Origin of the sequence: Pseudomonas sp. CFBP 13602 (assembly GCF_014842725.1) — a bacterium.
GTDB classification, from domain to species: Bacteria; Pseudomonadota; Gammaproteobacteria; order Pseudomonadales; family Pseudomonadaceae; genus Aquipseudomonas; species Aquipseudomonas baltica.
Genome location: NZ_JACYVT010000010.1, coordinates 135,490 through 155,103, shown reverse-complemented (window position 1 = coordinate 155,103; position 19,614 = coordinate 135,490). Strand labels below are relative to the sequence as shown.

General features: G+C 62.3%; 17 protein-coding genes. 10 read left to right on the top strand and 7 right to left on the bottom strand.

Features of this window, described 5'->3' with window-relative positions:
• Window positions 1–104 precede the first annotated feature (104 nt).
• Window positions 105–1,688 carry a peptide chain release factor 3 gene (locus IFU31_RS19980; RefSeq protein ID WP_122479646.1) on the top strand — a complete coding sequence of 528 codons (1,584 nt, stop codon included), beginning with the start codon at window positions 105–107 and terminating at the stop codon, window positions 1,686–1,688.
• Between the two features lie 17 nt (window positions 1,689–1,705).
• On the opposite strand, the gene IFU31_RS19975 is transcribed toward IFU31_RS19980, so the two are convergent.
• A complete protein-coding gene (locus IFU31_RS19975) occupies window positions 1,706–2,779 on the bottom strand; it encodes a polyamine ABC transporter substrate-binding protein (RefSeq protein WP_122479645.1) in 1,074 nt (357 codons plus the stop codon).
• Between the two features lie 160 nt (window positions 2,780–2,939).
• On the opposite strand from IFU31_RS19975, the gene IFU31_RS19970 reads away from it, so the two are divergent.
• Both IFU31_RS19970 and IFU31_RS19965 read left to right on the top strand, forming a co-directional pair.
• Window positions 2,940–4,046, top strand: a complete 1,107-nt coding sequence (locus IFU31_RS19970; RefSeq protein ID WP_192104358.1) for a polysaccharide deacetylase family protein — start codon at window positions 2,940–2,942, stop codon at window positions 4,044–4,046.
• A gap of 352 nt (window positions 4,047–4,398) precedes the next feature.
• The gene (locus tag IFU31_RS19965) at window positions 4,399–5,793 is read left to right on the top strand and encodes a PhoH family protein (protein ID WP_122479643.1); all 1,395 of its coding nucleotides are present in this window, start codon (window positions 4,399–4,401) and stop codon (window positions 5,791–5,793) included.
• Between the two features lie 56 nt (window positions 5,794–5,849).
• Here IFU31_RS19965 and IFU31_RS19960 read toward each other — a convergent pair whose 3' ends face one another.
• The 4 genes from IFU31_RS19960 to IFU31_RS19945 form a co-directional block, all read right to left on the bottom strand.
• On the bottom strand, window positions 5,850–6,575 hold the full coding sequence (locus IFU31_RS19960) for a molecular chaperone (RefSeq protein WP_122479642.1): 726 nt from the start codon (window positions 6,573–6,575) through the stop codon (window positions 5,850–5,852).
• A gap of 10 nt (window positions 6,576–6,585) precedes the next feature.
• On the bottom strand, window positions 6,586–7,749 hold the full coding sequence (locus IFU31_RS19955; protein ID WP_192104332.1) for a hypothetical protein: 1,164 nt from the start codon (window positions 7,747–7,749) through the stop codon (window positions 6,586–6,588).
• On the bottom strand, window positions 7,746–10,262 hold the full coding sequence (locus tag IFU31_RS19950; RefSeq protein ID WP_192104330.1) for a TcfC E-set like domain-containing protein: 2,517 nt from the start codon (window positions 10,260–10,262) through the stop codon (window positions 7,746–7,748). Before IFU31_RS19950 ends, IFU31_RS19955 begins: the two co-directional genes overlap by 4 nt.
• 84 nt (window positions 10,263–10,346) lie before the next feature.
• Window positions 10,347–10,829 (bottom strand): CS1 type fimbrial major subunit, encoded by a 483-nt coding sequence (locus IFU31_RS19945; protein ID WP_122479639.1) that lies wholly within the window; start codon window positions 10,827–10,829, stop codon window positions 10,347–10,349.
• Between the two features lie 243 nt (window positions 10,830–11,072).
• Between IFU31_RS19945 and moaC the strand changes: the two genes are divergently transcribed.
• From moaC to moaE, 3 genes are read left to right on the top strand one after another with little or no spacing between them, the layout of a single operon-like run.
• Window positions 11,073–11,546 (top strand): cyclic pyranopterin monophosphate synthase MoaC, encoded by a 474-nt coding sequence (moaC, locus tag IFU31_RS19940; RefSeq protein WP_122479638.1) that lies wholly within the window; start codon window positions 11,073–11,075, stop codon window positions 11,544–11,546.
• A complete protein-coding gene (locus IFU31_RS19935; protein ID WP_185794119.1) occupies window positions 11,543–11,785 on the top strand; it encodes a MoaD/ThiS family protein in 243 nt (80 codons plus the stop codon). The genes moaC and IFU31_RS19935 overlap by 4 nt, the downstream gene beginning before the upstream one ends.
• A 1-nt stretch (window position 11,786) precedes the next feature.
• A complete protein-coding gene (gene moaE, locus IFU31_RS19930) occupies window positions 11,787–12,236 on the top strand; it encodes a molybdopterin synthase catalytic subunit MoaE (protein WP_122479636.1) in 450 nt (149 codons plus the stop codon).
• A gap of 178 nt (window positions 12,237–12,414) precedes the next feature.
• Here the strand turns inward: moaE and rhlB are convergent, their stop codons facing one another.
• Together rhlB and IFU31_RS19920 are read right to left on the bottom strand one after the other, a co-directional pair.
• Complete coding sequence (rhlB, locus tag IFU31_RS19925) at window positions 12,415–13,854, bottom strand: ATP-dependent RNA helicase RhlB (protein WP_192104328.1); 1,440 nt, start codon at window positions 13,852–13,854, stop codon at window positions 12,415–12,417.
• Window positions 13,855–14,229: 375 nt separating this feature from the next.
• Entirely contained in the window at window positions 14,230–14,886 is a 657-nt protein-coding gene (locus IFU31_RS19920; protein WP_192053478.1) for an alpha/beta hydrolase, read from the bottom strand.
• A gap of 468 nt (window positions 14,887–15,354) precedes the next feature.
• On the opposite strand from IFU31_RS19920, the gene IFU31_RS19915 reads away from it, so the two are divergent.
• The 4 genes from IFU31_RS19915 (at window position 15,355) to IFU31_RS19900 (ending at window position 19,512) form a co-directional block, all read left to right on the top strand.
• The gene (locus IFU31_RS19915; RefSeq protein WP_122479633.1) at window positions 15,355–16,383 is read left to right on the top strand and encodes an amino acid ABC transporter substrate-binding protein; all 1,029 of its coding nucleotides are present in this window, start codon (window positions 15,355–15,357) and stop codon (window positions 16,381–16,383) included.
• 64 nt (window positions 16,384–16,447) lie between these two features.
• Entirely contained in the window at window positions 16,448–17,629 is a 1,182-nt protein-coding gene (locus IFU31_RS19910; protein WP_122479632.1) for an amino acid ABC transporter permease, read from the top strand.
• Window positions 17,630–17,639: 10 nt separating this feature from the next.
• Entirely contained in the window at window positions 17,640–18,737 is a 1,098-nt protein-coding gene (locus tag IFU31_RS19905) for an amino acid ABC transporter permease (protein ID WP_043186351.1), read from the top strand.
• A 10-nt stretch (window positions 18,738–18,747) separates the two neighbouring features.
• On the top strand, window positions 18,748–19,512 hold the full coding sequence (locus IFU31_RS19900) for an amino acid ABC transporter ATP-binding protein (RefSeq protein WP_043186354.1): 765 nt from the start codon (window positions 18,748–18,750) through the stop codon (window positions 19,510–19,512).
• The last annotated feature ends 102 nt before the right edge of the window (window positions 19,513–19,614 follow it).

Sequence of the window (19,614 nt, the reverse complement as noted above, 5' to 3'; positions counted from 1 at the left end):
TGCGCCCAGACCTGGCCGCAACCGATGTGGCGCACAGTGGCCTCAACGCTTGGAACTGGGCTATAATCCGCGCCCATTTTCTATCCCTCGCCAGGCGATCCCCCATGACCCAACAGGCCGCCGAAGTCGCGAAGCGCCGCACTTTCGCCATCATTTCCCACCCGGATGCGGGTAAGACCACCATCACCGAGAAGCTCTTGCTGATGGGCAAGGCGATTGCCGTGGCCGGTACGGTGAAGTCGCGCAAGTCCGACCGTCACGCGACCTCCGACTGGATGGAAATGGAGAAACAGCGCGGGATCTCCATCACGACTTCCGTGATGCAGTTTCCCTATCGCGAGCACATGGTCAACCTGCTCGACACCCCGGGCCACGAAGACTTCTCGGAAGACACCTACCGCACCCTGACCGCAGTGGACTCGGCGCTCATGGTGCTCGACGGCGGTAAAGGCGTCGAACCGCGGACCATTGCCCTGATGGATGTCTGCCGCCTGCGCGACACGCCGATCGTCAGTTTCATCAACAAGTTGGACCGTGACATTCGCGACCCGATCGAGTTGCTCGACGAGATCGAAGCGGTGCTCAAGATCAAGGCCGCGCCGATCACCTGGCCGATTGGCTGCTATCGCGACTTCAAGGGCGTCTATCACCTGGCGGACGACTACATCATCGTTTACACGCCGGGCCATGGCCACGAGCGCACCGATGTGAAGATCATCGAGAAGCTGGACTCCGACGAAGCGCGCGCGCACCTGGCCGACGAGTACGACCGTTTCGTGGAACAGCTGGAACTGGTTCAGGGTGCCTGCCATGAGTTCAATCAGGACGAGTTTCTGAACGGTCAATTGACGCCGGTGTTCTTCGGTACGGCGCTGGGCAACTTCGGTGTCGACCATGTGCTCGACGCCGTCGTGAACTGGGCGCCACGCCCTTTGCCGCGAGTGGCGAACGAGCGGACCGTGGAACCGGTGGAAGAGAAATTCACCGGCTTCGTGTTCAAGATCCAGGCAAACATGGACCCCAAGCACCGTGACCGTATTGCCTTCATGCGCATTTGCTCGGGCCGTTACGAGAAAGGCATGAAGATGCGCCACGTGCGCACGGGCAAGGACCTGCGCATTGGCGACGCCCTGACGTTCTTCTCCTCCGAGCGCGAGCAGCTGGAAGAAGCCTTCGCCGGCGACATCATTGGCCTGCACAACCACGGCACCATCCAGATCGGCGATACCTTCAGCGAGGGTGAAAGCCTGGGCTTCACCGGCATTCCGCACTTCGCCCCGGAGCTGTTCCGTCGAGTGCGGCTCAAGGATCCGCTCAAGTCCAAGCAGTTGCGTCAGGGCTTGCAGCAGCTGGCCGAGGAGGGCGCCACCCAGGTGTTCTTCCCCGAGCGCAGCAACGACATCATCCTGGGTGCGGTCGGCGTGCTGCAGTTCGACGTGGTCGCCAGCCGGCTGAAAGAGGAATACAAGGTGGAATGTGCCTACGAGCCGATCACCGTATGGTCCGCCCGCTGGATCGAGTGCGCCGACAAGAAGAAGCTTGAGGAATTCAGCAACAAGGCTGCGGAAAACCTGGCCCTCGATGGCGGTGGGCACCTGACGTATCTGGCCCCGACCCGGGTCAACCTGGCGCTGATGGAAGAACGCTGGCCAGACGTGAAATTCCGCGCCACCCGCGAGCACCATTGATCGATCCGATCCGGGCCTCAGTGACGGATCTGGTTCCAGGTCCGGGTACGTAGCTGCTCGATATCGGCGGGCATGGGTTGCAGCAGGAACAGCTTGCTCATGACCTCGGCGCTGGGATAGATCCGCCGATCACCCTTGAGCGCAGGGTTGACCCATTCATCGGCGCCCTCGTTGCCATTGGCGTAGTGCACGCTGTTGGTGATGTCGGCCATGACCTTGGGTTCGAGCAGGTAGTTGAGAAAGGTGTACGCAGCATCCTCGTTCGGCGCATTGGCGGGGATGGCGACCATGTCGAACCACATGGTCGAGCCCTCGCGCGGCAACGTGAACTCGATCTCCACGCCCTGGCCCTGCTGTCTGGCCTGGGTCTGCGCCTGCAGTACGTCCCCGGAAAAACCCACTACCGCGCACAGCTTGCCTTCGGCCAGTTGATGGCTGTACTCCACCGAATCGAAATAGCGTACGTAGGGCTTGATGCTCAGCAGCAGCGCGCGGGCCTTGTCGTAGTCGGCAGGGTTCTGGCTGTGTGAGGGCAGGCCCAGGTAGTTGAGGGCCATGGGCAGCAGTTCGGGACCGATATCGAGGATGGCGACCCCGCATTTCTGCAGGCGAGCGATGTTTTCCGGTTTGAACACCAGGTCCCAGGAATCCACTGGGGCATCATCGCCGAGCGCCGCCTTTACCTGCTTGACGTTGTAGCCGATGCCGCTGACGCCCCACAGGTACGGAAAGCCGTAGCGGTTGCCGGGGTCGTTGGTTTCCAGGGCGCGCAGCAGCGCGGGGTTCAGGTACTTCCAGTTCGGCAGGCGAGTGCGGTCCAGCGGCGTGAGGTTGCCGGCGCTGATGTGGCGGTTCATGAAGTGGTTGGAAGGGAAGATCACGTCGTACTTGCCGGGCGCTTCGCGCAGGCGTTTTTCCAGGGTTTCGTTGCTGTCGAAGGAGCTGTATTGGGTTTCGATGCCGGTCTGGCGCTGGAAATTGGGCAGGGTGTCGGGGGCGATGTAGTCGGGCCAGTTGTAGATGCTGAGCGTGCCGGCGGCGAACGCCATGGGCGTGACGAGCGTCAGTGCGGCGAGGGCCAAGCGAAGCATGTGGTGATTCCTGAGCCGCCGTTGATTGCCTACTGTAATCATAGAAACGAAGTGGGGGAAGGCCCGTGGCTGCATAGAGCTGCGCGCTGCGCCGCGACAGCGGTATAGTGCCCGGCGCACCCTGTCATCGAGGAGATCGCCGTTGCGTTGGGTATCATGGATGCTGGCCACCGTTGTATGCGCCGTACAGGCCGCCGTCGCTGCGCCGCCGGTGGCGACTCTCGACCGCAGTCACTGGCCGGAACGCATCGATTCGCCAGTGCTGTTCGACGTGGCGTCGCGCGCGCACATCCTGCTGTTTGCACGCTCGTTGCTGGCCAGTGAAAGCCAGGACGAAGCACAGCTGACCGCGCGCCTGGGCCTGCGTCAGATCAACCTGCTGGCGATCAACGACTTGCGCCAGCGGCTCTGGCAGCGGCTCTGGGCCAATTTCGACCTCGCCCAGCAAAGCTGCGAACAGGATGCCTCGTTCTGCTATGCCATCGACAGCGAAGGCGACCTGCGCGCCCAGGCGGCCGACCTGGGAATCGATCCCGAATCCTTCTACTCCGGGTTCGCCGTGCCGGGCCAGGTGTTCAGCGAGGCCTATCTCAACGAACTGTTGCGTCTGGCCGCGGTTTCACCGCAGACCACCAGCGAGGTGCAACTGTTGTCGGAGCAGGAGTTCGATGGCAACGGCTTTGCCGACCGGACGTTCCTGCTGACCTTCGATGGCGGCCCGAGCCCGGTCGATGGCTCCACCGATGCGTTGACCGGGTACCTGCGAGCGCAGGATTGGAGCGCCACCTTCTTCGTGCCCGGACAAAGCCTGCAGGCGCGTGCCGAAAAGACCTCGGTGGCCCAGCTGCAGGCGCTGTATGCCGGGCAGTGCGTGGCGACCCTGGGTTGGCAATACGTGTCCCATGGCCAATGGGACAAATGGCAGGACTCGATACTGCGCAGCATCGCCCTGCTGCAGACCGACCTGCCCGACAGCTACGTGCCCTGGTTTCGCCCGCCGTACGGCCAGCGTCGTGCCGACAGCGCTGCATTCTTTGCCGGAGCGGGGCTGAAAGTGGCGCTGTGGAACATCGATTCGATGGACGATGACAGCCGCCTGACGGCCATGCAGGCTGGCGAGCGGGCGCTGAGCCTGATGCTGTTGTGGCGACGCGGCATCGTGGTGTTCCACGACAACCTGGCCAAGGCGCAGACCGCGCTGCCCTGGCTGATGCGGGAAACCGCCCAGACCGGTATCAACTGGCAGGCCTGTGCGGATGTGCAATAGGCTCAGTCGGCAAACGCCAGCATTTACGGGGGGTTGGCAGGTTTTTGGGAAAAATTGCGCGGGCGAGGAGGGGCAGGTCAACTTCTGACTCTAACGGCGTCCGCGCCACCCGCCAAGCGTTATTCGCACCGCTGAAAAATAAACTTCAAAAAACCGTAAAGAGCTTTTTTCCTTCATGGGTTTTGCGGTATTACGAAGACAGACCGCCGAACCCTGCATCACAGGTGGCGTCTTCGACAGACTCTCCACCTGTGCGCAGGTCCTGCTCCTTGATGTGGGAATCCGGCGGCCTTTTCGCGGCGCAGCACCGTCCAGGTATTGCGTTGTCAGGCTCCCAAAAAGGTGACCGAGTATGGATGAACAAGGACGCAGCACCTCTTCCAATCAGCCAATCCTTTATGTGCTCGATACCAACGTACTGATCCACGATCCAAACGCTCTGCTGAATTTCGAAGAACACCGTGTCGCCATTCCCATGACCGTGCTGGAGGAACTGGACAAACTCAAGGATGGCAAGCAGACCGTCGCTGCCGAATGCCGGCAGGCCATCCGCCTGATCGACAAGACCCTGGGCGATGCATCGCCGGCCGTGGTCGAATCCGGCGTGCCGATCATGCGCGTCAGCGGCAACACCAAGGGCTTTCTGTCCATTCTGATGGACAAGCGTCCCGAGCCCTCGAACCTGCTGCCGCAGAACCTCAACGACAACATCATCATCAACCAGTTGATCGACCTGCACACGCGTCACCCCGACCTGAGCGTGATTCTTGTCACCAAAGACATCAACATGCGCCTCAAGGCGCGCGCCTGCGGGATTGCCGCCGAGGACTACAGCACCGATCAGTTGGTGGACGACGTATCGCTGCTTTCGCGTGGCTATCACAACGTGACCGGCTCGTTCTGGGACCGCGTGAGCAAGGTCGAGACGCGCCAGGACCATGGCCGCACCTGGCACCGGGTGCAGTTGAGCGAAGTGCTGCCATCGGTGCACATGAACGAGTTCATCATCGACGAGCAAGGCTTCGTCGGCTGGATCAAGGGCATCAAGGACGACGAGCTGATGATCCTCGACCTGCACCAGGAGCCCTTGCTGCATCAGGAAGCCTGGGGTCTCAAGCCGCGAGACATCTACCAGGGGCTGGCCCTGTTCGCCCTGCTGGACCCGGACATCCATCTGGTCAACCTCTCGGGCGCAGCGGGGTCGGGCAAGACCATCCTGGCCCTTGCCGCGGCCATCGAGCAGACCATGGTGACCAAGCGCTACCGGCGCATCATTGCCACCCGCAGCGTGCAGGGGCTCGACCAGGAAATCGGTTTCCTGCCCGGTACCGAGGCGGAAAAGATGGAGCCTTGGCTGGGCGCCATCACCGACAACCTCGAAGCTTTGCACATGGAGGATGAAAATACCCACGGCAGCGTCGACTACATCCTGAGCAAGGTGCCGTTGCAGTTCAAATCCCTCAACTACATTCGAGGCCGCAGTTTCCAGCAAAGCCTGATCCTGATCGACGAGTGCCAGAACCTGACCCCGCATCAGATGAAAACCATCATCACCCGTGCCGGTGCCGGTTCCAAAGTGATCTGCCTGGGCAACCTGGCGCAGATCGACACCCCCTACCTGTCGGCCCCCAGTTCCGGGTTGACCTATCTGACGGAGCGTTTCAAGGACTTCCCGCAAGGCGTGCACATCACCCTGCAGGGTGTACCGCGGTCGATCCTGGCCGAGTACGCCGAAAGCCACCTGTAGGTCAACAACCCTGCGCAAACGGACTCGCTATCGGTGCCTGGGCACCGACAGTGAGCCTAGCCTTCGAATTCATGAGGGATCTCCCGCGGGCCTTCCTGCAGAACGAACCGGTAGGAACGCCCGGTTTTCTTTTCGAACGACAGCGTTTTGCCCGGCCGGATGTGATGCTTGGTGGGCGGGGCACAGTGCTGTCCGTTGCGATCGCAGTCGTTGAAATGATCCAGTACCACCGTGGCGTTGCCTTTGTTCGGGATCGTGAAGCGCTCGGCCTCGTGCAGCACTTCGGTGGCGTAGGTGGTCTGCGCCGGCTTGACGAACATCACCGCGCCATAGCCGGCAAGGATGCTCACCCCGGCCGACAGCGCCTCATTGTACTGCTGGGCTTGCTCGCTGGTGAGGCCGAAGCCGTCGCCGGTTTCCGGAAGGACCGGAATGAAACGCAGGCGAAAGTAGCGTTCGGCCTGGCGTTCGCCCCGGTACAGCAGGCGCACCTGCTGCATGCCATTGGGCGGCACGATCACCCGGGCTGGGCTGGCGATCAGGGTGCGCTGTTCGGCCGGCAGGCCATCCAGAGGCACTTCGGTCACGGTGCCGTCGGCGGCGTAGACCAGCTCGGCCACGCTGACCTTGACGAACGCTGCCGTGTCACCGCTGTTGTAGATGCGCTTGAGCGAGGTGCTGCGGTTGCCGTCGAAGTATTCGTAGAGGCTGCCGATGTTCAGCTGCGGTGCGGCCCAGGCGTCGAACGTCGTCAGGCCGAGCAGTAGCGCGAGGTATTTCATGGAAGGCTCCTCAAGGGTTGGCGTCATAGATGATGGTGACCCACCCGCTGTATCGGGCGCCGGGGTAGCGCAGCATCTCGACAGCATCGTCACTGCTGACATCGAAATGCAGCGTGCCCGGGGCATTGCTGGCGGTACCTGTGGGCACGATGGTCTTGGCATTGGCGATACGGTCTAGCAGAGGCAGACGATCCACCGGTCGTCCGGCGTAGCCAAACCCGCCTGGCAGCGAAATGGCGACGTTGACCGGCACGTAATGATCTGTGGTCTGGTTTTTGAGCCTGCATAGATTTCGATTGGTGTCGTGCTCGCACGCCAGGTAGACGTTGAAAGGGCTGCCGGCCCACAGGCGCAGCGGTGAGTCGTGATACAGCCGCACCGGCGCCTTGCTGGTGTTCATCACACTGGCCCAGCTGCCTTGGGGAACAAGCCTGATTTCGGTGCCGTGGGCCGGAAAGTCGACACGCATTTCATGCATTACCTTGAAGCTGATGCGCACGCGGAAATGATCGGTACTGGCGTCCAGGATATTGCCGAAGTCGAAGTCCTGGCCCAGCCCCACACGGTAGTCGGCAATGCCTTCCCAGTCGCCGGGGGCCAGTGAGCCCACCGCAGGGAACTCGGGCCTTACCGAGATACCGGTGTTGGTGAATTCCGAGTCCTCCACGTTCGGGTTGGCAGACTTGGTCGAAAAACAGGGAGCCGGATTGGTGCTGTTCATGACATACCAGAGAAACCGCGAATAGCCCGGGCCACCGCCCAGGCTGCCAAATACACCGCAGCCACTGGGAGCGCCGTTGACGACCGTCTCGTGCACCCAACTGACCCGCTGGCTGAACTGGTAGAAGGACAGGAACATGGTGGCGGTTTCGCCAGTGAGCTGGTTCTGCAGGGTAATGGCGCGCCGCGCGGGCAAGCGCACGTAGACCTTGTCGCGCGCATCGGGTGAGTTCACATCCACCCGTTTGCGATAGGTAATGGGCAGGTTGGTCGACCATGAGGTCGCGCAGAAACTGCCCATTCCAAAATGCGCGCAATAGTCGGCCCGGGGTGTCGTATTGACGAACCGGGTGCCGTCGATGCGGGCAGTGAAGGCTATCTCGTTGGCCGTAGCCTGGGGTGTGAAGGGCAGGGCCAGCAGCAAGGTGGCTGCCAGGGCGCGAAGCATGTTCATCCTGCATCTCCTTCATGATGGGTGCCGGTTGCCGCGAGGTTGTCTGGGCTGCACTGTTGATCGCCCACCATCAACACTTCGTTTTCACGCTGGGCGTTCTTCTCGTCGAGCTTGAGGAAACACAGGCGTGCGCCACTGCGGCGCACCTCCAGGGTGGGCGTGGATTCGCTCATTTCCACGGCGAAGAAACCGTCCGCCTCGCTCAGGCTGCGGCTGGCATGATTGATGACCATGGCACCCTTGATCGGCGCACCACCGGCATCGAGCAGACGCCCCAGCACGGTCACCGTGCGCATGATGCGCACTTTCTGGTAGGTCACTGCGCCACGGTTGAGGTGGTAACTGAAGCTCGACGGCTGGATCACCGCGGCATGGGCTTCCAGGCCTTCGAAGTCCATCAGCACCTGGCCCGGTCGATAGGCGCGCAACGGCAGGATATTGCGCCCTGGCCGCAGTGTGGCGCTGGGGCCCTGCAGGCTGTCGGCGCGCACGCGCAGGTTGTCCAGGTCGGATTCGACGTCGACGATCATGCCGGCTTCGTAGGGTTGGAAATCACCACTGATGGCGGCTTTGCCGGCCCCCACGGCGACGGTGCTTTCCAGGTTCAGGCCGCCACTGACGGCGTGGTCGTAGGACGAGTTCTGCACATAGGCATCGCCGTACACCATGCTGTTCTGGAACTGCACATTGGCCGCCAGGGCGGCCCCGTAGCGATCGCCGGTGAGGGTGCCGGCGACGTTGCGCAGGGTGTGATGCTCCAGGCTTTGCTGGTAGGTCACCGAGACGTTGCGATCGCGACTGCCGTCCAGCGCCGTGCGGCTACCCAGGGTGGCGGACAGGCGTCGCCCTTCCTGCCCCAGGCTCATGCTCAGGGTGAAATTGACCCCACGATTGCGGGCGCCGTCGGTGGCGAGCGTGCCGGGACGGTCGAACACCGAGGCACGCCAGTTGGCGTCCGAGCCCATCAGTTTGCCGTGGTACACCAGGCCCAGGTCCACGGAGGTGCCAGCGTAAAGACCGTCGTCGCGGGCGATGCGGGTATGGGTGCTGAAGCGCCGATCCATTCGGTGCTGCCAGGACAGTGAAGTCTGGATGACCTGTTGGCCAGGTCGCGGCTCGCGTTCGCCGCGCAGCCGTGGGTAGCGCTGCCAGCTCTGGTTGCGGCTCAGCACCAGGTTGCCGGCACGGTAGTTCCACAGCGCCTGCAGGTCGTAACCCTGGCCGTGTTGGTCGGTGTGATACACATTGGCGTACAGCTTGGTGCTTTGCAGGGCGTCCCAGTCGGCGGAAAGCCCGTATTGGGTGTAGTCGCCCACGCGCTGCAGCGAGCTGCCGAGCACCACCCGCGAGTGCGCCAGGTAGTTGAGCAGCACACCGCTGCTGAGGCTGTCATCGCTGTCTTCTTCCCAGTTGCTGAGCAAGGTGCGGCGCTGGCCCAGATAGAGGTTGTAGCGCCATGGCTGGTCGGGGTTGCTCCAGTTCGACGGCTTGTAGATGAATGCTTCGTTGCTGGCGGTTGTCTGCCCATCCTCGATCAGGCGCACTTCGACGTCATAAATGCCGCCGGGCAGCACTTTGGTATCGATGGCTTGCAAGCCCGGTTGCACTGGCTGGCTGTTGATCAGCACGCCATTGCGGTAGATCTCCACCACGCCCGGGCGGTTCGGGGTGACATAGATGGGGGTAGCGCTGGGGGTGGCGTTGTCCACGCCCAGGCTGTCGCTGCTGCCGTACATGACACCCAGGGCGGTCAGGGGCGTGTCGCCCAGCAGGCGCGGCTGGCGGGTCAGGCCCTGGGCGTCGGGCATGAAATAGCCGAGGCGATAGAAGTGGCCCTGGTCCACGCGCTCGGCGTAGAGCTGGTCGACACGATGGCGGGTACCGTAGCGGTCGTCGTCACTGCGATCGGCCTGCAGTTGGGCCAGGGTGGTCCAGTCACCGAGGCTGCCTTGGCCCTGCAGCGCGTAGCGCCCGACTTGTTCGAAGCGTCCGGCGGAAATGTTCAGCTGATTGCGCAGAATCATGCCGTGACTGCCGTGCTCGGGCAGGGCGTGATAGCGTTGGTCTTGCGCAGTGCGTTCCACCGTACGGGTAAGAATGGACAGGCGCGAGTCGTACAGGCTGTAGTGCAAAGCCACCAGGTCGTCGCGGCAGCTCTGCGTGCAGTTGCCCAGCGGCACGGGGTCGGCCAGGTAATCGGCCCATCGCTGGCGCAGCGGATCGGGCGCACGGCCTTCTTCGTCCGCGGTGAACTCGATCAGTTGCACGCGCTCCTGGCGGTCCAGGGTGATCAGCGCTTCACCCAGGCCGCGTCCATCCAGATCGACGTGCACGGCCAGCGGCACGTCGTAGAAATGCTCGTTGAACTCTCGTGGCAACCCCTGGGCCTGGCTCGACAGGGCCGTAGTGGCGATGTTCGTGTTGCCTGTCACGGTGATCGGGGACAGTGCCACCAAGGACAGCAGGCCCAGCGCCAAAGGGCTGGTGAACACCGTTGGGGTGATTCTAGTCATGGTTGTCACACAGGCAGAGGTCGCCCTGCCGGGCACACGGGTGCCCGGCAGGGCAACGTTCAGAACACGGGGTTTGAAACGAGGTCAGACCGGATCAGGCGTTTCGAAGACCAGGTTGACGGTGCCCTGGTAGGCGCCTGGAACGTAACCGGCAGATGGCTTGGCGCCGGCGGTCACCAGAAAGTCGACCACGGTGCCGGCAGCAGCATCGGCTACGTTGGCGACGATTTCAGAGCTGGTGCTCAAGGCCTGGTTGCCCACCTTGACGTTCAGACCAATGGAGTTGGACCCGCTGGTCATGGTCGGGCTGTTGAGCAGTTTGGCCTTGATGGCCCCGCTGGTGCTTTTCATGGTCAGTTGCTTGCGGATCGGCTCCAGGCTGCCGTCCACCGGCTTGAAGCTCATGTTCTGTGGCTCGTTCATCCAGTTGCCACCCAGTGGCTCTACGATGAATTTGTCGGTGGGCACGGTAGCGGTCACGGTCACGGTGTGATCGATACGCTGGTCGGCCATGGCACTGCCGGTGAACAGCAGGGCCAGTGGCAGCGCGAGGACTGAAGATTTCATTGGGTACGACTCCTTGATTTCGATATGAGCAGCAGGTGCGCACTGCTGGTCGAACCGACCCTGGGCTGAGGTTCTTCGGGTCGGTTGGCAGCGCGAGGGAGGATTGTGCCGGGCGCAGGGCAGTCAAAAAGTCGGACGGTTCCCAAACTTTGTGGGATCCGTCCTACAACGCGACGCTCGAGGTTTTGTGCAACGCAGCTGTTCCGGGGCTACAATCGTCGCTTCTGGAACAGGAGCAAGGCAGTGCTGACTCATCTCGATTCCCAAGGTCGCGCCAACATGGTCGACGTCACCGACAAGGCCATGACTTCCCGCGAAGCGGTGGCCCAGGCGCGTATCCGCATGCTGCCGCAGACCCTGCAGATGATCGTCGAGGGTGAGCATCCCAAGGGCGATGTCTTCGCCGTGGCGCGCATCGCCGGCATTCAGGCAGCGAAGAAAACCAGCGACCTGATTCCGCTCTGTCACCCGCTGATGCTCACCAGCGTCAAGGTCGAACTGGCCGCCGACGGCGCGGACGCCGTGCTGATCACCGCTCGCTGCAAGCTGGCCGGGCAGACCGGGGTCGAGATGGAAGCGCTGACGGCGGCCAGCGTGGCGGCCCTGACCATTTACGACATGTGCAAGGCGGTCGACCGCGGCATGGTCATCGAACAGGTGCGCCTGCTGGAGAAACAGGGCGGCAAGAGTGGGCATTTCAAGGCGGACGCTTCATGAACTACACCGTGTTGTATTTCGCCCGCTATCGCGAGCTGCTGGGCACGGGCGAGGAAGTGGTGACGGGTGAATTCGCCAGCGTCGACGCGTTGCGCGAATTTCTCATCCTGCGCGGCGACCGCGAGGTACTTGCGGAGAAAGGCCTCATGTGTGCTCGCAACCAGGAGATGTGCGGGCTGGCCGAACCTTTGTTCGATGGCGATGAAGTGGCATTCTTTCCCACCGTGACCGGAGGTTGAGATGAGTGTTCGCGTACAACATGAGCCGTTCGACCCCGGCGCTGAACTCAATGCCCTGCACCAGGCCAACACCGGCGTGGGCGCCGTGGTGAGCTTTGTCGGCTACGTGCGCGATTTCAACGACGGGCTGGAAGTGCGCGGGATGTTGCTGGAGCATTATCCGGGCATGACCGAAAAAGCCTTGGACAAGATCATCTTCGAGGCGGCGCAGCGCTGGCCGTTGCTCAAGCTTGCGATACTGCACCGGGTGGGCGCGCTGGCGCCGGGCGAGCCGATCGTGTTCGTCGGCGTGGCCAGCGCCCATCGTCAGGCGGCGTTCCAGGCGTGCGACTTCGTCATGGACTATCTCAAGACCCGGGCGCCGTTCTGGAAAAAGGAGAATACCGAAGATGGCCCGCGCTGGGTGCAGGGACGCGAGAGCGACGAGGCAGCAGCGCAGCGCTGGGAGTGATTGTCCGCCCATGCGCTGAGGCAGGTTGGAACGCGGTGCGGCTTTCGCGGCCACGGACCGCTCCTACAGGGGGCTTGAGTACATTCGTAGGAGCGGCCATCGGCCGCAAAGAGGGCGGCGCGGTTAGGCAGCTAAATCGCGGTGCGGCTTTCGCGGTCGCGGACCGCTCCTGCAGCGGTCAAGGGTGCTTGCGTTCGACGGGTTTCAGCAGCTCGGCGGACGGCATTTCGAAGTTGATCTTGCGACCCAGCAACGCCTCGATCGAAGGGAGCTGATAGGAGTCGTCTTCGCCGGCGAAGCTGATCGAGACACCGCTGCTGCCGGCCCGGCCAGTACGCCCGATGCGGTGAACGTAGTCATCCGGCACTTCGGGCAAGGTGAAATTGATTACATGGCTGATGCCGTCGATGTGGATGCCGCGGCCCGCCACATCGGTGGCCACCAGTACGCGAATCTTGCCCTCGCGGAAGCCTTCCAGGGTTTTGATGCGCTTGTGCTGCGGCACATCGCCGGACAGTTGCGCGGCATTCACGCCATCGCGCACCAGGCGCTCTTCGATGCGGCGGACTTCGTCCTTGCGGTTGGCAAACACGATGACGCGCTCCCAGTCGTTGCTGGTGACCAGGTTGTAGAGCAGTTTGTATTTGTCGCTGCCAGCCACTGCATACACATGCTGCTCGACGCTTTCGCTGGCCACGTTTTCCGGCTCGATCTCGACGATGGCCGGGTCGGTGGTCCACTGCTGGGCGAGGTTCATCACGTCTGCGGTGAAAGTGGCGGAGAACAGCAGGGTCTGGCGTTCCTGTTTGGGCGGCGTCTGGCGGATGATCTGGCGCACCTGGGGTATGAAGCCCATGTCGAGCATGCGGTCGGCTTCATCGAGCACCATCACCTCGACCATGTCCAGGTGCACTTCGCCGCGCTGGTTGAAGTCCAGCAGGCGGCCGGGGGTGGCAACCAGGATGTCGCAATGGCGTGCTTCGAGCTGCTTGAGCTGCTTGTCGAAGTCCATGCCGCCGACGAACGTCATCACGTTCAGGCCGGTGTACTTGGTCAGGTCCGCGGCGTCCTTGGCAATCTGCACCACCAACTCACGGGTCGGCGCGATGATCAGCGCGCGCGGCTCGCCCATGAAGCGCTCCTTGGGCGGAGGGGTCTGCTGCAGTTGGGAGATGATCGACACGAGGAAGGCAGCGGTCTTGCCGGTGCCGGTCTGGGCGCGGCCGATGGCGTCGCGGCCCTCGAGCGTGTAGCCCAGCACCTGGGCCTGGATCGGTGTGCAGTACGGAAAACCCAGGTCGTGGATGGCGTGCATCAGCTCGTCGGTGAGCGCGAAGTCGTGGAAGCGTGTCTTGCCTTCCTGCGCTTCCACCTGAAAATCGGTACGGCTCCAGGCAGGCGCGACGGGTTTGGGCTGACGGACCCGCACAGGCTTTTCATCGGCGATCACGGTCGGTGCGGGTGCTTCGGGTTCGGGGCTGACGCTGGGGGCTGGCGCAACGGCGGCCGGCTGGGTCGATGCGTGGGTGTCGACGGGTAGGGCGCGGGTGGCGCCAGTGTCGGCTGCAAGGGGTTGCGCCTCGCTTTTGCCGAACATCTTCTTGAGTGCTTTGAGCACAGGCTTCTCATCGATTGGTTGAGGAATGAACGTCAGGCAGTGTAATGCAAGAATCGAGCACGACGATAGAAGAGTGGTGGGGACGTACGGTGGCCGCTGTGTGGCCGGTACTGCGCGGCGCCTGCTTCGCGGCCGATGACCGCTCCTACGAGACGACCGCGAACCTATGTAGGAGCGGCCCGCGGCCGCGAAGGGTGCGCTGCGGTTCGCCGGACACACCGCGGCGCCTGCTTCGCGGCCGATGACCGCGCCTACGAGACGACCGCGAACCTATGTAGGAGCGGCCCGCGGCCGCGAAGGGTGCGCCGCGGTTCGCCGGGCACACCGCGGCGCCTGCTTCGCGGCCACAGGTCGCGCCTGCGGATGTGCAAGGTGTCAGTGCAACCGTTCGGCCAGCCAGTCGCCGATGTCGGCGATCTCTTGCGGTAACACTTGGTGACCCATGGGGTATTCCTGCCACGCTGCGTCCACGCCCCAGCGTTTGAGGTATTCATAGGCGCTGCGGCCCATGGCGTTGATCACCACTTCGTCATTCTGCCCGTGCAGGCACAGCGCCGGCGTGCGCTGCTGGCTGGCGGCCAGTTCGATCTGCTCGTCGAAAGTCGGAGCGTAGGTCGACAGCGCCAGCACTCCCCCAAGCGGACCCTGCCAAGTGATATAGGCCGTATGTAATGCCACCGCGCCCCCCTGGGAAAATCCTGCGATGAAGATCCTTTCCGGCGGGATGCCGCTGGCCTGCTGCTCCTCGATCAGCCCGCAAAGCATCTGCGCAGACGCCTCCAGCTGGCTTTGGTCGATGGCCCGTGCAGGACTCATGGCAATGATGTTGTACCAGCTGGGCATGGCGTAGCCGCCATTGATCGTCACTGCGCGGGTGGGTGCCTGCGGCAGTACGAAACGTGTTCCCTGCAATCGTTGCTGCAAGGCTTCCGCCACGGGCAGGAAGTCATATCGGTCAGCGCCCAGGCCATGCAGCCAGATGACACAGGCGTCGACGCTGTTGTCGGGTTCGATGATCAAGGGGTCGGTCATGGTTGCTCCGTTGTGGGGCGCCCGCTCTGTTTGAGTGCAGTGCGACGAGGCGCGATGGTGCGATCTCTGAAGAAGATGTCGCAAGGCTACAAGTTTTTCTATTGACGTGCATTTAAACGCTGATGCGATTCACTATGGTACGACGCTTGCTATGTAACTGGCGTAATACCAGCATCGTCATCGGCGGTAACACTATAGAACCGTTATGGACTGACGCAGAGCAGTCAACGACGATGCGGAAAAATTTGCCGATGATCACCAGAGACGCCGCAGACCACTGCGTCGAACCTTGCGGGGAGCGGGGGCAAGCGTTGCATATCCCGGTCGGGCCATCCGGTCGGTCGGGTTCATCACTTGTATTGCGATTGACGCTTTGACCCAACAACAAGCCGACACGGGTCGACAGCGCCTCATTTAGGTGCAGCGCAATTCAAGCTCGGACACAACAAGAGCAACTGGAGGTTTTGAATGAAGATGTTGAAATCCACCCTGGCTGTACTGACCGCTGCGACCGTTCTGGGCGTAAGCAGCTTCGCTCAGGCGGGTGCCACTCTGGACGCCATCCAGAAGAAAGGTTTCGTACAGTGCGGCGTCTCCGACGGCCTGCCTGGTTTCTCCGTTCCTGATGCTTCGGGCAAGATCGTCGGTATCGACGCCGACGTCTGCCGCGCTGTCGCCGCTGCCGTGTTCGGTGATGCTACCAAGGTCAAGTTCAGCCAACTGAATGCCAAGGAGCGCTTCACTGCGCTGCAGTCCGGTGAAATCGACATTCTGTCGCGCAACACCACCTGGACCAGCTCCCGCGATGCGGGCATGGGCATGGTCTTCGCCGGCGTTACCTACTATGACGGCATCGGCTTCCTGGTGAACAACAAGCTGGGCGTGAAAAGTGCCAAGGAACTGGACGGCGCCACCATCTGCATCCAGGCCGGTACCACCACCGAGCTGAACGTGTCCGACTACTTCCGTGGCAATGGCCTGAAGTACACCCCGATTACCTTCGACACCTCCGACGAAAGCGCCAAGTCCCTGGAAGGCGGCCGTTGCGACGTATTGACCTCCGACAAGTCGCAGCTGTTCGCCCAGCGCAGCAAGCTGGCCGCGCCGAACGACTACGTCGTGTTGCCGGAAACCATCTCCAAGGAGCCGCTGGGCCCAGTGGTACGCCGCGGTGATGAGGACTGGCTGGCGATCGTCAAGTGGACCCTGTTCGCCCAGCTCAACGCTGAAGAGGCAGGCGTGACTTCGAAGAACGTCGAAGCCGAAGCCAAAGCCACCAAGAACCCTGACGTGGCACGCTTGCTGGGCGCCGATGGCGAATACGGCAAGGATCTGAAACTGCCGAAGGATTGGGTCGTGCAGATCGTCAAGCAGGTCGGCAACTACGGCGAGATGTTCGAGCGCAACCTGGGCGCGAACACCCCGCTGAAGATCGATCGTGGCCAGAACGCTCTCTGGAACGCTGGCGGTATCCAGTACGCACCTCCGGTGCGCTGATCGGCCCGGCGCCTGACGGCACGTTGCCGTCGGGCGCTGTTCTCCATCTCTCCTGGGGCTTTCCATGCAAAATCAAATCGGCGCACCCAAGCAGGGGTTATCCCTGACTGATCCGCGTGTGCGTGCGTGGCTTTTCCAGATCATCACCATTGTGGCGGTGGTCGGTATGGGCTGGTTTCTGTTCGACAACACACAGACCAACCTGCAACACCGGGGCATCACTTCCGGCTTCGACTTCCTTGAACGCAGTGCCGGCTTCGGCATTGCCCAACACCTGATCGACTACACCGAATCGGACAGCTACGCGCGCGTGTTCCTGATCGGCCTGCTCAACACCCTGCTGGTGTCGATCATCGGCATCATCCTGGCGACCGTGCTGGGCTTCGTGATCGGCGTGGCGCGACTGTCGCCCAACTTCATGATCAACAAGCTGGCGACCGTCTACATCGAGGTGTTCCGCAACATCCCGCCGCTGCTGCAGATCCTGTTCTGGTATTTCGCGGTGTTCCTGACCCTGCCGGGTCCGCGCGCGGCACATGGTTTCATGGACAGCTTCTACGTCAGTAGCCGTGGCTTGAACATGCCGGCCGCGCTGGCCGCGCCAGGCTTCTGGCCATTCGCTATCAGCGTGGTGGTAGCCATCGTGGGCGTCGTACTGATGTCCAAGTGGGCCACCAAGCGCTTCGAGGCCACCGGCCAGCCGTTCCACAAGTTCTGGGTGGGCCTGGCGATCATCATCGTATTGCCGGCCCTGTGCGCGCTGATCTTCGGCACGCCGGTGCATTGGGAGAAACCCGAGCTCAAGGGCTTCAACTTCGTCGGTGGCTGGGTATTGATCCCGGAACTGCTGGCCTTGACCCTGGCCCTGACCGTGTACACCGCGGCGTTCATTGCCGAGATCGTGCGCTCGGGCATCAAGTCGGTCAGCCACGGCCAGACCGAAGCGGCCCACTCGCTGGGGCTGCGCAACGGCCCGACCCTGCGCAAGGTGATCATCCCGCAGGCCCTGCGCGTGATCATTCCGCCACTGACCAGCCAATACCTGAACCTGGCGAAGAACTCTTCCCTGGCAGCGGGTATCGGTTACCCGGAAATGGTTTCGCTGTTCGCCGGTACCGTGCTCAACCAGACCGGTCAGGCGATCGAAGTCATTGCCATCACCATGAGCGTGTACCTGGCGATCAGTATCAGCATTTCCCTGCTGATGAACTGGTACAACAAGCGCATTGCGCTGATCGAACGGTGAGGATGAGCGCATGACGACCCATATTTTCAAACCCGACCAGCCACCACCGAGCAAAGTCTTCGGACCTGTTGCGTGGATGCGCCGGAACCTGTTTTCCAGCTGGCTCAACACGCTGCTGACCCTGCTGTCGCTGTACCTGATCTGGCTGATCGTGCCGCCGCTGTTGAGCTGGTCGATCTTCGACGCAAACTGGGTCGGCACCACCCGTGCCGACTGCACCAAGGAAGGCGCCTGCTGGGTGTTCATCCAGCAGCGTTTCGGTCAGTTCATGTATGGCTATTACCCGCCCGAACTGCGCTGGCGCGTCGATCTGACCGTGTGGCTGGCAGTGCTGGGTGTGGCGCCGCTGTTCATGTCGCGGTTCAAGCGCAAAGCGGTCTATGGCATCGGCTTCCTGGTGCTTTACCCGGTCATCGCCTACTTCCTGCTGCACGGCGGCGCGTTCGGCATGCCGACCGTGGCAACCAGCCAGTGGGGTGGCCTGATGCTGACCCTGGTGATCGCTACCGTGGGCATCGCTGGCGCCTTGCCGCTGGGGATCCTGCTGGCGTTGGGCCGGCGTTCGAAGATGCCGGCGGTGAAGGTGGTCTGCGTGACCTTCATCGAGTTCTGGCGCGGCGTGCCGTTGATCACCGTGCTGTTCATGTCTTCGGTCATGCTGCCGCTGTTCCTGCCCGAGGGCATGAACTTCGACAAGTTGCTGCGGGCGCTCATCGGGGTCATCCTGTTCCAGTCCGCCTATGTAGCCGAAGTGGTGCGCGGTGGCATGCAGGCGATTCCCAAGGGGCAGTACGAGGCGGCCTCGGCCATGGCGCTGGGCTACTGGCGCAGCATGGGCCTGGTGATCCTGCCGCAGGCCTTGAAGATGGTCATCCCGGGCATCGTCAACACCTTCATTGCATTGTTCAAGGACACCAGCCTGGTGATCATCATCGGCCTGTTCGACCTGCTCAACAGCGTCAAGCAGGCGGCAGCCGACCCGGCATGGCTGGGCATGGCAACGGAGGGCTACGTGTTCGCGGCCCTGGTGTTCTGGATCTTCTGTTTCGGTATGTCCCGCTACTCCATGCATCTGGAGCGCAAGCTGGACACTGGCCACAAGCGTTAGGAGCTTAATCATGAGTGAAGCGATCAAGAAACCGGCGGGCGCACCGGGCATCATCCAGATGCAAGGCGTGAACAAGTGGTACGGCCAGTTCCACGTGCTCAAGGACATCAACCTGAACGTGGCCCAGGGCGAGCGCATCGTCCTGTGCGGGCCCTCGGGCTCGGGCAAGTCGACCACCATCCGTTGCCTGAACCGCCTGGAAGAGCATCAGAAGGGCACCATCATCGTCGACGGCGTGGAGCTGACCAACGATCTCAAGCAGATCGAGACGGTACGGCGCGAAGTGGGCATGGTGTTCCAGCACTTCAACCTGTTTCCTCATCTGACCATCCTGCAGAACTGCACGCTGGCGCCGATGTGGGTGCGCAAGATGCCCAAGCGCCAGGCCGAGGAAATCGCCATGCATTACCTGGAGCGCGTGCGCATCCCGGAGCAGGCGCACAAGTTCCCCGGGCAGCTGTCCGGTGGCCAGCAACAGCGCGTGGCCATTGCGCGGGCGTTGTGCATGAAGCCCAAGATCATGCTGTTCGACGAACCGACTTCGGCGCTCGATCCGGAAATGGTCAAGGAAGTACTCGACACCATGATCGGCCTGGCTGAAGACGGTATGACCATGCTCTGCGTGACCCACGAAATGGGTTTCGCGCGCACCGTGGCGAACCGGGTGATCTTCATGGACAAGGGCGAGATCGTCGAACAGGCCGCGCCGAACGACTTCTTCGACAACCCGCAGAGCGACCGGACCCGGATGTTCCTGAGCCAGATCCTGCACTGATTGCCGTTTGCGGCACACGAAAAACCCGGGCCTGTGCCCGGGTTTTTTCGTTACTGGCCTGACACACCGCGGCGCCTGCTTCGCGGCCGATGACGGCTCCTA

Bases quoted from the DNA above. Each gene is read 5' to 3' on its own strand.
- IFU31_RS19980 (WP_122479646.1), top strand. From the start codon at position 105: ATGACCCAACAGGCCGCCGAAGTCGCGAAGCGCCGCACTTTCGCCATC.
- IFU31_RS19975 (WP_122479645.1), bottom strand. From the start codon at position 2,779: ATGCTTCGCTTGGCCCTCGCCGCACTGACGCTCGTCACGCCCATGGCG.
- IFU31_RS19970 (WP_192104358.1), top strand. From the start codon at position 2,940: ATGCTGGCCACCGTTGTATGCGCCGTACAGGCCGCCGTCGCTGCGCCG.
- IFU31_RS19965 (WP_122479643.1), top strand. From the start codon at position 4,399: ATGGATGAACAAGGACGCAGCACCTCTTCCAATCAGCCAATCCTTTAT.
- IFU31_RS19960 (WP_122479642.1), bottom strand. From the start codon at position 6,575: ATGAAATACCTCGCGCTACTGCTCGGCCTGACGACGTTCGACGCCTGG.
- IFU31_RS19955 (WP_192104332.1), bottom strand. From the start codon at position 7,749: ATGAACATGCTTCGCGCCCTGGCAGCCACCTTGCTGCTGGCCCTGCCC.
- IFU31_RS19950 (WP_192104330.1), bottom strand. From the start codon at position 10,262: ATGACTAGAATCACCCCAACGGTGTTCACCAGCCCTTTGGCGCTGGGC.
- IFU31_RS19945 (WP_122479639.1), bottom strand. From the start codon at position 10,829: ATGAAATCTTCAGTCCTCGCGCTGCCACTGGCCCTGCTGTTCACCGGC.
- IFU31_RS19935 (WP_185794119.1), top strand. From the start codon at position 11,543: ATGAACTACACCGTGTTGTATTTCGCCCGCTATCGCGAGCTGCTGGGC.
- moaE (WP_122479636.1), top strand. From the start codon at position 11,787: ATGAGTGTTCGCGTACAACATGAGCCGTTCGACCCCGGCGCTGAACTC.
- IFU31_RS19920 (WP_192053478.1), bottom strand. From the start codon at position 14,886: ATGACCGACCCCTTGATCATCGAACCCGACAACAGCGTCGACGCCTGT.
- IFU31_RS19915 (WP_122479633.1), top strand. From the start codon at position 15,355: ATGAAGATGTTGAAATCCACCCTGGCTGTACTGACCGCTGCGACCGTT.
- IFU31_RS19910 (WP_122479632.1), top strand. From the start codon at position 16,448: ATGCAAAATCAAATCGGCGCACCCAAGCAGGGGTTATCCCTGACTGAT.
- IFU31_RS19905 (WP_043186351.1), top strand. From the start codon at position 17,640: ATGACGACCCATATTTTCAAACCCGACCAGCCACCACCGAGCAAAGTC.
- IFU31_RS19900 (WP_043186354.1), top strand. From the start codon at position 18,748: ATGAGTGAAGCGATCAAGAAACCGGCGGGCGCACCGGGCATCATCCAG.